11 protein-coding genes are annotated in these 12,081 nt (G+C 67.7%); 2 read left to right on the forward strand and 9 right to left on the reverse strand.

The annotated features are described in order from the left end of the window. Nucleotides 1-118 precede the first annotated feature (118 nt). From AC5QAH_RS09320 to aptA, 6 genes are all read right to left on the reverse strand, one after another. Nucleotides 119-448, reverse strand: coding sequence for a DUF3325 domain-containing protein (locus AC5QAH_RS09320; protein ID WP_019659066.1), 330 nt, complete (start codon nt 446-448; stop codon nt 119-121). Next, nucleotides 445-2,073: a PepSY-associated TM helix domain-containing protein gene (locus AC5QAH_RS09325; RefSeq protein WP_019659065.1), complete on the reverse strand. Its 1,629-nt coding sequence runs from the start codon at nt 2,071-2,073 to the stop codon at nt 445-447. Before AC5QAH_RS09325 ends, AC5QAH_RS09320 begins: the two co-directional genes overlap by 4 nt. Further along, complete coding sequence (locus tag AC5QAH_RS09330) at nt 2,070-2,384, reverse strand: DUF3649 domain-containing protein (protein WP_010486186.1); 315 nt, start codon at nt 2,382-2,384, stop codon at nt 2,070-2,072. Before AC5QAH_RS09330 ends, AC5QAH_RS09325 begins: the two co-directional genes overlap by 4 nt. 244 nt (nt 2,385-2,628) lie before the next feature. After that, a complete protein-coding gene (locus AC5QAH_RS09335; protein ID WP_043400391.1) occupies nt 2,629-3,915 on the reverse strand; it encodes a DUF445 domain-containing protein in 1,287 nt (428 codons plus the stop codon). A gap of 124 nt (nt 3,916-4,039) precedes the next feature. Continuing rightward, nucleotides 4,040-4,918, reverse strand: coding sequence for a ParB N-terminal domain-containing protein (locus AC5QAH_RS09340; protein ID WP_010486183.1), 879 nt, complete (start codon nt 4,916-4,918; stop codon nt 4,040-4,042). Nucleotides 4,919-4,981: 63 nt separating this feature from the next. Then, nucleotides 4,982-6,334 carry an omega-aminotransferase AptA gene (gene aptA / locus AC5QAH_RS09345; RefSeq protein ID WP_019337129.1) on the reverse strand — a complete coding sequence of 451 codons (1,353 nt, stop codon included), beginning with the start codon at nt 6,332-6,334 and terminating at the stop codon, nt 4,982-4,984. Between the two features lie 104 nt (nt 6,335-6,438). Between aptA and AC5QAH_RS09350 the strand changes: the two genes are divergently transcribed. Continuing rightward, entirely contained in the window at nt 6,439-7,935 is a 1,497-nt protein-coding gene (locus AC5QAH_RS09350) for an aldehyde dehydrogenase (RefSeq protein WP_010486181.1), read from the forward strand. A 145-nt stretch (nt 7,936-8,080) separates the two neighbouring features. On the opposite strand, the gene AC5QAH_RS09355 is transcribed toward AC5QAH_RS09350, so the two are convergent. Then, the gene (locus tag AC5QAH_RS09355; protein WP_043400395.1) at nt 8,081-8,722 is read right to left on the reverse strand and encodes a membrane protein; all 642 of its coding nucleotides are present in this window, start codon (nt 8,720-8,722) and stop codon (nt 8,081-8,083) included. 147 nt (nt 8,723-8,869) lie between these two features. Between AC5QAH_RS09355 and AC5QAH_RS09360 the strand changes: the two genes are divergently transcribed. Beyond that, entirely contained in the window at nt 8,870-10,171 is a 1,302-nt protein-coding gene (locus tag AC5QAH_RS09360) for an MFS transporter (protein WP_010486179.1), read from the forward strand. Here the strand turns inward: AC5QAH_RS09360 and AC5QAH_RS09365 are convergent. Continuing rightward, entirely contained in the window at nt 10,152-10,613 is a 462-nt protein-coding gene (locus AC5QAH_RS09365; RefSeq protein ID WP_495232272.1) for a bacteriohemerythrin, read from the reverse strand. The genes AC5QAH_RS09360 and AC5QAH_RS09365 overlap by 20 nt on opposite strands. Before the next feature lie 85 nt (nt 10,614-10,698). Then, nucleotides 10,699-12,042: a diguanylate cyclase gene (locus AC5QAH_RS09370; RefSeq protein WP_049455536.1), complete on the reverse strand. Its 1,344-nt coding sequence runs from the start codon at nt 12,040-12,042 to the stop codon at nt 10,699-10,701. Between the last annotated feature and the right edge of the window lie 39 nt (nt 12,043-12,081).

Genomic DNA, 12,081 nt, shown 5'->3' on the forward strand with positions numbered 1-12,081 from the left:
GATCCGCAAAGGGTTCATGAGGTGCCGGCCAGCGGCCGGCACTACCCCTGTCTGGCCGGTGGATCCACGCCATGCCTGGATGGTTGTTCAGTAGATCCACGCCATGCGTGGATGGCGGTTACAGCAACGCCACCACCAGCCCCAGCGCCGGCAGCGTGATCGCCAGCGGTGCGATCCACTTCGGCCGGTACGGATACAGCCCGAACGAGAGTGCCACGCCACACATGGTCATTGCGCCCAGCCACAGCACCGGGCCCATCGCCCAGCCGTGATCGGCCACGCACAACGCGAACGCCACCGTCAGCAGGGCCCAGCCCAGCACCCGCCACTGCGTGCGCCGTGCCGGGCTGGCCGCAGCCTTGCCGTGCAGGTCGTACTGGTGTCTTTCCATCGCCAGCGACAGCGCGGTGAACGCGGAAAACGACAGGGTCAACGCCAGCAGCATCATGCACTGGCCTCCGCTTCGGCGGTTTCGACCACAGCCACTGGCGCCGCAGCCGCCGCCGCACGCTTCTTCTTCTCGGCCGCGCTCAGCGGTGGCGTCCAGCGCTGCATGCGCCAGCCGCACATCGCCAGCATTGCGCCGAAGACGATCATCGAAAGATCGACGCCGGCCAGTACCCAGTCGCCGTTGCGCAGGGTGTTGCCCAGGTGCGCATGCGTGGTCAACGCATTGACCACCGGCACCAGTGCGAACGCGGCCGCGCCCAGGTAGAGCTGCCACGCCCACATCATTCGCTTCGGCCAGATGAAGGCGGCCAGCAGCGCGCCGGCCCAAGCGTAGAAGAATACGTTGGCCTCCGCACTCGCGCGCTCGGCGATGTCCAGCGGCAGCAGGCGGTTGCCCCAGAAGTACGCCGCGAAGGCGATCGGCAGGCCAGCCACGGTGCCGATGTTGAGCGCATCGACCAGGCGAAGGCCGAAGCCGGTGCGTCCACTCTTGGCATGCTTCGGTCGTTCCTTCACCGCCCACAGCACCACGCCGCTGGCGACCATCAGGCAGCCCACCAGACCGGACAGGAAGAACAGTGCACGCAGGCCCCAGTCCGCAAAACGCGCCAGGTGCAGGCCGTACAGCACACCACGGGTGGCGGTGGCACCGCCCGATGGCGGCGTTTCCTCAAGCAGAGCACCGCTGACCATGTCGTAACGCACGGCCGGGGTGTCGATGGACAGGCGCTTGCCATCGCGCTGGCGGATGTCGATCACCGCATTGGCCGCCCCCGGATTGGACACGGTGAAACCGGCCACCTCCACGCCGTGCCAATGCGCGCGTGCGCTGTCCAGCAACTGTGCGATCGGCAGCGGCGTGGCGCGGCCCTCGGCGGGCGAGGTCACTTCCGGAAGGCCGCCGAAAGCCTCGCTGATGAATTTGTCCTCGTCCTGGGGGTAGGCGACCTTCACTCCCCACGGCAGGTACATGATCATCAGGGTGACGATGCCGGTGTAGGTGATCATCGCGTGGTACGGCAGCGCCATCACCGCGCTGACGTTGTGGAAGTCGAGCCAGGAGCGCAGGCCCTTGTCCTTGCGGAAGGTGAAGAAGTCCTTGAAGATCTTCTTGTGGGTGATCACGCCGGTGATGATCGCCACCAGCATGAACATCGCGCAGAACCCGACCAGGTAGCGCGCCCAGTACACCGGGATGTAGTGCAGGTCGAAGTGCAGGCGGTAGAAGAAGTCGCCTCCACGGGTCTCGCGCGCCTTCAGTGCCTGGCCGCTGTTCGGGTCCAGCGTGGCGTCGCCGAAGCCACCGCGGCGGCCACGGCTGGGGTCGGCCAGTTCCGGTGGCAGCCGCCAGAACATCTGCATGGCCGGGTTGCGCGGCTGCGGCAGGGTGACGAACCAGTTCTCGGCGTGGCTCGCATTGGCCTGCAGGTAGTCCACCGCGCGCTGCGCGGCGACGTCGATGCTGACGTTGCTGGACGGCAGCTCCGGGCGCATCCAGCGGCTGATTTCTTCACGGTAGTAGCTGGCGGTGCCGGCCATGAAAATCAGCAGCAGCAACCAGCCGACCAGCAGGCCGGTCCAGGTGTGCAGCCAGGCCATCGACTGGCGGAATCCGTTCTTCATGCCCAGGCCCCCAGCATGCGCGCGATGGCAGCCATCAGCAGGGCGGGAGCGAGAATGCCGACCCACGCACGCAGCGCGCTGCGGGTGGCGAACGCCCACAACGCCGCGCAGGCGGCGACCAGGATCGCCAGCAGCATGCCGGTCAGCACGGTCTGGCCGCGCGCGCCGGGCAGCGCCACCGCGCAGAACACGCTGGTCACCGAGGCCAGCGCATAGCCGCCGAAGATTGCAGCCAACGAGCGTGACAGCACGCCCCAGCGCGGGTTGGAGAAGAAGGTGCGGGGGCTGGCGGTTGCGGGCGAGCGGTCCACGGCGTTCCTGCAGGTAGGGGAGGGGATGGAACGCGTCCGCGGCCCCCTTGCGCCCTGCGCATGTCGCCCAGCGTGTCCCATCGACGAAGCACTGCCCGCGCAGACGGGCAGCCCAGAAGTCGGGGCAGTACACGGGCGATGGGCACGTCTTCGTGCCCGTTTGGCTAAGCGTACAACCGATCAGTAAATGATATGTATTCGCATTTTATGAATCAAGCGTGCTGATCGTGGGCGTTGGCCGGGGCTAGAACCTGAACACCACCGTGGCCGCATGCAGCAGCAGGCCAATCAGGCCACCTACCAGGGTGCCGTTGAAGCGGATGAACTGCAGGTCGCGGCCCACACTCAGTTCCAGCTGCTCGACCAGGTGCCGCTCGTCCCAGCCCTTCACGGTCTGCGCGATATGCGTGGTCACGCCCTCGCGCAGGCGCCCGGTCAGGCGCTGCGCACCTTCCAGCAGGTGCTGGTTGAGGGCCTCGCGCAGGGCCGGGTCGGCCTGCAGGCTGCTGCCCAGCGACGCCAGGCTGCGCTGCAGGTGGCCGACCAGTGCCGAGTCCTCGCGTTGCAGGTCGGCGCGCAGGCTGGCATGGATGCGCGCCCACAGCCCTTGCACGTAGTCCTGCAGGGCGGGGTGGTCGATCATGTCCTGCTTGAGCTGCTCGATGCGCTCGGCCAGGGCCGGGTCCTCGCGCAGGCGCTGCACGTAGTTCTGCAGCCAGCTCTCGTAGTCCTGGCGCAGCGGATGCTGCGGCTCGGCCAGCACCTGCTGCAGTTCTTCCAGCACCGCCCGCGCCAGGCGCTCGGCCAGGCTGTCGCCGATCTCGTCGATCGGCTTGACCCAGTTCACCGTGCTCGACAGGGTGGGCCACTCGCGCTGGATGTAACGCACGATCAGCTGCGAAGCACGCTCCTTCACTTCCGGTTGCTCCAGCCAGCGCCCCAGGCGCTGCAGGCCCTCGTCCAGCACGCGCTGGTGGCGCCCATCGGCGGTCAGCAGGGCCAGCAGCTCACCGGCGGTGGCGGCGGCATTCCACTGCCGCAGCTGCTGCACCACAAAGGCGTGCAGCTGGCGGCGTACGGCGGTTTCGTCGAAGAAATCCAGCGCCTGCAGGGCCCAGCCGCGGGCCATGTCGGCCAGCATCCGCGAGCGCGCCGGGTCGGCCAGCCAGCTGCCGAGGCGGCTGGCTGGATCGAACACCTGCAGCTTGGCCAGCAGCACACCCGGCTCCAGGAACTGGTCGCGCACGAACAGGGCGAGACTGTCGCCGATGCGTTCCTTGCTGCGCGGGATGATTGCGGTATGCGGGATCGGCAGGCCCATCGGCCGCCGGAACAGCGCGACCACAGCGAACCAGTCGGCCAGCGCGCCCACGGCCGCTGCTTCGCAGAAGGCCGAGACCCAGGCCCAGATGCCGCGCTCGCCCTGCCAGTGGCTGATTGCGAAACCGGCCAGCATCAACAGCAACAGGCCCAGCGCGAGGGCTTTCAGGCGCCGCAGCTGAGCGCGGCGCGGATCGTGGGCAGGCGTCATGCGGAAAGTCTAACCGTAGCTTGGTGACGCCTGTCTGTAGAGCCGAGCCCATGCTCGGCTGCCTTGCGCGTGGAAAAGAGCAGCCGAGCATGGGCTCGGCTCTACAGAAGCGCGTCGAGAGCGCTTAGAGCGCTTCCAGCTGCTTGCGCAGAGCGGCCAGCTGCGCGCGCAGGGTGTCGTTCTCGCGGGTCAGCGCGACCACGCGACGGCGCAGGGCCGGTGCATCCTCGCCCAGCTGTTCCAGTGCCGACAGAACTTCGGCATCGCGGCTGGCCACCTCGTCCTCGCTGGGTTCTTCGAAATCCATCTCGGCTGGTTCAGGCTTCGGTGCGCGCGGCTTGCGCTTGGACTCGCGCACGCGCTTGGCGGCCTGCTTCAGCTCGTCCTTGCCACCGGCGGCGGCAGCGCGCTGCTCGTCTTCCGGCAGGTCGGCCACGGCCGCAGCGGCGCTGATCGAGATCACGCCGGCCTTCACCGCTTCCACCACCTCGGCCGCGGCCTGGGCGTGGATGCGCTCGATCATGCCGACCTGGCTTGTGCTCAGCTTGGCCTCGCGGGCCAGCTCGGCGCGGCTGATCTTCGGCGCCGGTTCCCACGGCGGGCTGTCCTCGCCCGCGTCTACGACGACGTCGGCGGTGCCGTCGCTCTCGCGCTGCAGCTGGGCCTGCTCGACCTGCTTGCGGGCGGCCAGGATGTCGCGCTTGCGCAGCGCCAGCACACCGCGCTGGAAATCGGACACGCTGCGGCGGCCCAGGTGCTGCTCGATCATCCACAGGTGCACGTCTTCCATGCTCTGGAAACGGGTGTTCTGCACGGTGTTGAAGGGCAGGCCGTGCTTCTGGCAGATGCCGAAACGGTTGTGGCCATCGACCAGCACATCACCCCACAGCACCAGCGCATCGCGGCAGCCTTCGGCCAGGATGCTGCGCTCCAGCGCGTCATGTTCGTCCGCGGTCAGCGGGTCGATGTAGGCCTTGAGTTCTTCTTTGACGACGATATCCATGGGCACGGCAGCGAGCAGGAGCGGAGCCGCCCATTGTACCCGCTCGCCACCGCTGGCCCGGGCTCAGGCGGTGGCCCGGATCATCTCGCCCAGGGTGCCGGTGATCTGGTCGATCTGTGCCTTGTCCACGATCAGTGGCGGCGACAGCGCGATGATGTCGCCGGTGCAGCGCACCAGCAACCGGCCGTCGTGGAAGCAGCGCCGGAACACCTCGTAGCCACGGCTGCCGGGAGCATCGCGGCGCGGTGCCAGCTCGACCGCGCCGACCAGCCCGAAGTTGCGGATGTCGATCACGTTGGGCAGGCCCTGCAGTGCATGCAGCCGTTCCTGCCAGTACTCGCCCAGCTCGATGGCACGCTCGAACAGGCGCTCCTCGGCATAGACGTCCAGCGTCGCCAGCGCTGCGGCGCAGGCCAGCGGGTGGCCGGAATGGGTATAGCCATGGAACAGCTCGATGGCCTGCGGCGGGGCCTGCATCAGCGTGGTATGCACGGCGTCGCTGGCCAGCACGCCGCCCAGTGGCACCGCGCCGTTGCTGACCGCCTTGGCAAAGGTCAGCAGGTCCGGGGTGACCCCGAAGCGCTGCGCGGCGAACGGCATGCCGACCCGGCCGAAACCGGTGATGACCTCATCGAACACCAGCAGGATGCCGTGGTGGTCGCACAGCTCGCGCAGGCGCTGCAGGTAGCCGGGCGCAGGCAGGATGACCCCGGCGGAGCCGGCGATGGGCTCGACGAAGACGGCGGCAATCGTCGAGGCGTCGTGCAGCGTGATCAGTCTTTCCAGGTCGTCGGCCAGTTCCGCGCCCTGGCGCGGCAGGCCCTTGCTGAACGCATTGCGCGGCAGGTCCAGGGTGTGGCGCAGGTAGTCCACGCCACCCAGTTGCAGGCCGAACGCCCTGCGGTTGTTGGGCAGCCCGCCAAGTGCCATGCCGCCGAAACCGACGCCGTGATAGGCCTTCTCGCGGCTGATGAAGCGGGTGCGCTGGCCCTCGCCACGCTGGCGGTGGTAGGCCAGCACGATCTTCATCGCCGTATCCACCGCCTCGGAGCCGGAGCTGGTGAAGAACACATGGTTGAGCGGGCCCGGAGCCAGCGCGGCCAGTCGCTGCGCCAGCGCGAAGGCCGGCGGCGAGCCCATCTGGAAGGCCGGCGAGTAGTCGAGCGTGCGTGCCTGCTCGGCGATGGCATCGACAATGCGTGGGCGGGCATGGCCGGCGTTGCAGCACCACAGGCCGGCAGTGCCATCGAGGATCTGGCGGCCGTCGACATCCTCATAGTGCATGCCTTCGGCGCGCACCAGCATGCGTGGTGCCGCCTTGTACTGGCGGTTGGCGGTGAACGGCATCCAGTACGCGTCCAGTGACTCGGGGCGCTGGGTGGCCAGGTCGTGCAGGTCGCTTTCGGGACGCTTCATGCCAGCTCCGTCGGGTCCGATGCGACGAATGTAGCGCAGCCGCGTCACGGCGGAGTCGCGGCGGTCCCGGTATAACGAAGGCTCGTTGAATGTTGGAGCTTCCCATGGCTGATTTCCCCGACCGTAGCCATTGGCAGGCGCTGGCCCTCCAGTTGTCGATGCCGGGCCAGGCCTTCATCGACGGCCGCTATGTCGATGCCGCCAGTGGCGCCCGCTTCGACTGCATCAGCCCGATCGACGGTCGCGTGCTGGGCGCGGTTGCCGACTGCGACGCGCAGGATGTCGAGCGCGCGGTCCTGGCCGCGCGACGCAGCTTCGAGGCGGGCCACTGGTCGCAGGCCACTCCGGCCCATCGCAAGCGCGTGCTGCTGGCGATGGCGGCATTGGTGGAAGCGCACGCCGATGAACTGGCCCTGCTGGAAACCCTGGACATGGGCAAGCCGGTGCGTGACGCGCGCCGTATCGACCTGCCCGGCGTGGTGCGCTGCCTGCGCTGGACCGCTGAAGCGGTGGACAAGCTGTACGGCGAGGTCGCGCCCACCGGCCCGCACGAGCTGGGGCTGGTCACGCGTGAGGCCGCTGGCGTAGTGGCGGCCATCGTGCCATGGAACTTCCCGCTGTTGATGGCGTGCTGGAAGATCGCACCGGCCTTGGCCATGGGCAACTCGGTGGTGCTCAAGCCTTCCGAGCGGTCACCGCTGAGTGCGCTGCGGCTGGCCGCACTGGCCGCCGAGGCGGGCCTGCCGGAGGGCGTACTGAACGTGTTGCCGGGCCACGGTGCGCGCGTCGGTGAACCGTTGGCCCTGCACATGGACGTGGACGTGCTGGCCTTCACCGGTTCCACTGCCACCGGCGCGAAGCTGCTGCAGTATTCAGGGCGATCCAACCTCAAGCGGGTCTGGCTGGAGTGTGGTGGCAAGAGCCCGCATGTGGTGTTTGCCGACGCCCCCGATCTGGACGTCGCCGCCAAGGCGGTGGCACAGGGCATCTTCTTCAACCAGGGCGAAGTCTGTACTGCCGGCTCCCGGCTGCTGGTCCAGCGCTCGATCCGCGAGGATTTCGTGCACCAGGTGGTCGCCCATGGCCAGCACATGCAGCCGCAGCATCCGCTGGAGGCCGATGCACCGATGGGCGCGCTGGTGGATGCCGCGCATCTGCACAAGGTGATGGACGATATTGCACGCGCAGAAGGCGAGGGCGCGCGGCTGCTGCTGGGTGGGCGACGGGCCGAGGTCGAGGCCGGCGGCAGCTATGTGCAGCCGACAGTGTTCGACCAGGTGCGCCCGGAGCAGGCCTTGGCGCGTGAGGAAGTATTCGGGCCGGTGCTGGCCGTACTCGGCTTCGACGACGAGGCCGAAGCGGTGCGCCTGGCCAATGACAGTCGCTACGGCCTGGCCGCGGGCCTGTGGACGCGTGATCTCAGCCGCGCCCATCGGGTCGCGCGGCAGTTGCGCGCGGGTAGTGTCTGGGTGAACGGCTGGGATGGTGGCGACATGACCGCCCCGTTTGGTGGTTACAAGCAGTCCGGCAATGGGCGGGACAAGTCACTGCATGCGTTCGACAAGTACAGCGAGATCAAGGCTACCTGGATCCAGTTGTAACGACGCGATTGCTGGACGGCTGTTCGCTCTTTGTAGAGTCGAGCCATGCTCGACTGCCGTTCGCCCCTCTGTAGCGCCGAGCCATGCTCGGCTGCATCTCGGCAAGAGCAGTCGAGCATGGCTCGACTCTACAAAGGCGTGCCCTCTACCGGCAGCGGGTGCTCACCTGCAGCACGGCCGCACGCAGCATGTCGCGGTCGGCTTCTTCGACGGCGTTCTGGAAATAGTCCATGTCCTGCTTGCCCAGCTCGCACGGGTCGACGATGTACCCCGGTGGCCACAACCCCAGCAGCTGCGCCACGCCATGCACGATCTGCTCGGGGGTCATCTGCCGACGGATCCGGAAGTAATTGCGGCGCGGCCCGAACGCGGGATGGACCTCGCGCCGACCGATCAGGCGTGGCGCCACGCCCGCCGCGCTGATACCGTCACCGCCATCGATGCTGCCCGCAGGCAGGTCCAGCATCAGTGGCGCCGGTGCAGGCGGTTCCTCGGACGCGGGCGTGCTGACATCCGTGGGTGCCGACGGGGTCGGGCGTGGCGCTGTCGAGGGGGCCGGACGCGCCGCCGATGTGGTGGGGGGCGCCGGATGTGGTTGAACCGCCGGGGGGTGCTCCGGCGGTATCCAGCGCAATGAAATCCTGGCACCTTCGTCGCTGCGCAGCGTCATCCTGCCACTGCCCAGCAGCCACACTGCCATCAACCCATGCACCAGCAGCACCGCCAGCCATGCCGCCATGCGCGGCAGCTTCGGCGAATCGGACCACGACAGCGCGACTGCAGTCATCGGCAAAGCATCCATGCAGGGACCGGTGGCGCAGACTAGCGGGCGGCCCGAAAAATTCCGTTGGCATCGGTGTCGGCTGAAACCATCGCCCCGTGTGGCCATCGGCGCGTGGCAGAATCGGGCGATCCGCCGTTACCCGTGTTGCCGATGTCGACGATCACCGCTGCCGCGCCACCCGTGAATTCCCCCAGTCGAGTCCTGCTGGCCAGCCTGATCGGCACCACCATCGAGTTCTTCGATTTCTACATCTACGCCACGGCTGCAGTGCTGGTGTTTCCGCACCTGTTCTTCCCGGACAGCAGCGAACAGGCCGCGCTGCTGCAGTCACTGGCAACGTTTGCGGTCGCGTTCATCGCGCGCCCGGTGGGCTCGGCGGTGTTCGGCCACTTCGGTGACCGCATCGGCCGCAAGGCCACACTGGTGGCCGCGCTGCTGACCATGGGCCTGTCCACGGTGCTGATCGGCCTGCTGCCCACCCATGCCCAGATCGGCCTGTGGGCCCCGGCGCTGCTGGCGCTGTGCCGCTTCGGCCAGGGTCTGGGCCTGGGCGGGGAATGGGGCGGGGCGGTGCTGCTGGCCACCGAGAACGCACCGCCGGGCAAGCGCGCCTGGTACGGCATGTTCCCGCAGCTGGGCGCACCGCTCGGCTTTCTGCTGTCGGCCGGCATCTTCCTCGTGCTTGGCCGCTGCCTGAGCCAGGACGACTTCCTGCAATGGGGCTGGCGTATTCCGTTCGTGGCCAGCGCGCTGCTGGTCGGCCTCGGCCTGTGGGTGCGCCTGAACATCCACGAGACACCCGATTTCAAGAAGGCACTGGAGCGCAAGGCGCCGGTGCGGCTGCCGATGTGGACCGTGCTGCGTGATCATCCGGTGCCGATGCTGCTGGGCACCCTGGGCGCGTTCGCCACCTTCGTGCTGTTCTACCTGATGACGGTGTTCAGTCTCGGCCATGGCACTGCAGTGTTGGGCTACAGCCGCGAGCAGTTCCTGCTGATGCAGATGGCCGGCATGCTGTTCTTCGCGCTGGGCATCCCGCTGTCGGCGCGCTATGGCGACCGTTGGGGCACGCGGCGCACGATGATCGTTGCCAGCGTACTGATCGTCGGCTTCGGTGTGCTGTTCGCACCGCTGTTCCAGCCGCACAGCCCGTGGCTGGTCACTGGCTTCCTGTGCCTGGGCCTGTTCCTGATGGGCCTGACCTACGGCCCCTGCGGCACTTTCCTGGCCGAGATCTACCCGGTGGAGGTGCGCTATACCGGCGCGTCGCTGTCATTCAACCTGGCCGGCATCCTCGGCGCGGCGCCAGCGCCGTACCTGGCCACCTGGCTGGCCGAACGCTTCGGCCTGGTCGCGGTGGGCTACTACCTGTGCCTGACCGCGGTGGCGACCCTGTGCGCGCTGGTGGCACTGCACCGGCGCGCGCTGCGGCTCAACCAAAGAAGCGCTTGAGCGTGCACCCCAGCCAACCGCCGCCCTGGTGTTCGCGGGCGAACTGGTTCAGGTGCGCCTTGACCTGTTCGGCATAGGCCTGGTCATCACCGCGGATGTGGTTGAACAGCCAGCGCGAGAGCATGGTGCGCAGTTCATCGCTGATGTCCTCACCGGCCTGGAAGCGCATGCGGTACTCCGATACCCGCTTGATGAAGACCTCATGCACGCGCTTGTGCGCGGCACAGAACGGATAGCCCGCTTCCTCCATCAGCTCTTCCTCGAACGCGAAGTGCGACATGGTGTAGTCCACCACCTCATCGATCACTTCACCCACCGCCGCACGCTGCATGCTGGCCTGGGCCACGTGCAGGTGGTTGAGCATCTCGATGATGCGGCGGTGTTGTTGGTCGATCACATCGATGCCGATGTTCAGATCGTCCTGCCAGACCAGTAGTGCCATCCCCGGCTCCCCTTCATGCGTATGTCGGGGCCGACTGTAGAACTGCCGCGCGGGTGCGGCGTTGATCTGGATCAAAGCGGGCCGGTCAGGGCAGGGCAGGCTCGCGCGGGCGCAGCGGGCTGGCCACCGTGGTGCAGCTGACCCGGTTGCGGCCACCGGCCTTGGCCAGGTACAGCTGGCGGTCGGCCTCGGAGATCAACCGGTGCAGTGCATCACGCTGCGGGCGCAGGCAGCACAGGCCGATGCTGACCGTCATGCGCAGGGTGGCGGTGCCGATGTCCACTTCCAGTGCGGCGATGCGCTGGCGCAGTTCCTCGAAGTACAGCAGCGCCTCGTCCTGTTCCATGTCCGGCACCAGCAGGCAGAACTCCTCACCACCGAAACGTGCGATCAGGTCCTGGCTGCGCGCATGTGCGGCCACTGCGCCGGCCACCGCACGCAGTGCATCGTCGCCGGCTTCATGGCCGTGGGTGTCATTGATGTGCTTGAAGTGGTCGATGTCGATCATCGCCACCGCCACGCACTGGCCATGCAGCTGCAGCTGCGGCAGCTGGCGCTGGCTCTGCTCCAGGAAGCAGCGGCGGTTGGGCAGGCCGGTCAGGAAGTCGCGGGTGGCCAGATCCTGCAGGGTGCCGATCAGTTCCAGCTGGTCCACGTTCTGCGAGACACGGCAGAAGAATTCCTCGCGCGAAAAGGGTTTTCGCAGGAAATCGTTGGCGCCGTTCTTCAGGAAGCGCGGGATCAGCGAGGCATCGGTATTGCCGGAGATGCCAATCACCGCCACCTTGTCGCGCGAGCGCAGGGTGCGCAGGCGACGGGTGAACTCCACGCCCTGCATGCCGGGCATTTCCTGGTCGACCACCGCCAGGCGGATCGCCGGGTGCGCCTCGATCGCAGCCAGGCCCTCGTTGCCGTCGGCGGCTTCATGCACCTCATGGCCGTACATGCGCAGCAGGGCCGCAGCATAGCCACGCGCGGACGGCGAATCGTCCACCACCAGCGCGGCGATGCGGCGGTTGCGTTCCAGCCGCTGCACCAGCCACACCAGGTAGTCGATGCTGCCGGGGGTGTTCTTCAGCACGTAGTCGATGATCTGCTGCTGCAGCACGCGCTTGCGCAGGTCCTCGTCGTACACGCCGCTGACCACCACGGTGGGCAGGTCGCGCTTGAGGAAGAACTCGACCACCGCATCACGGTCGCCGTCGGCCAGCACCAACCCGGTCAGCACCAGGAACCAGCCGCCGCCTTCGTTGAGCAGGCGGTCGGCCTCGGCCAGAGTGGAGGCGATCACCACTGGCAGTTCCAGGCGCTGTTCGATGGCTTCGCGCAGCATGCCGGTGAACGCACGGGAGTTTTCGACCAGCAGGATCCGCTGTGGCAGGGGATCGGCCAGGTCGCCATCGACGGCGGCCTGCGGCAGGACGGGCATGATTCGGTGGCTCACGAAGGAGGGCTCGGCACGGATAGC

The sequence above is a fragment of the Stenotrophomonas sp. YJH_SMC_43 genome (genome assembly GCF_059372535.1).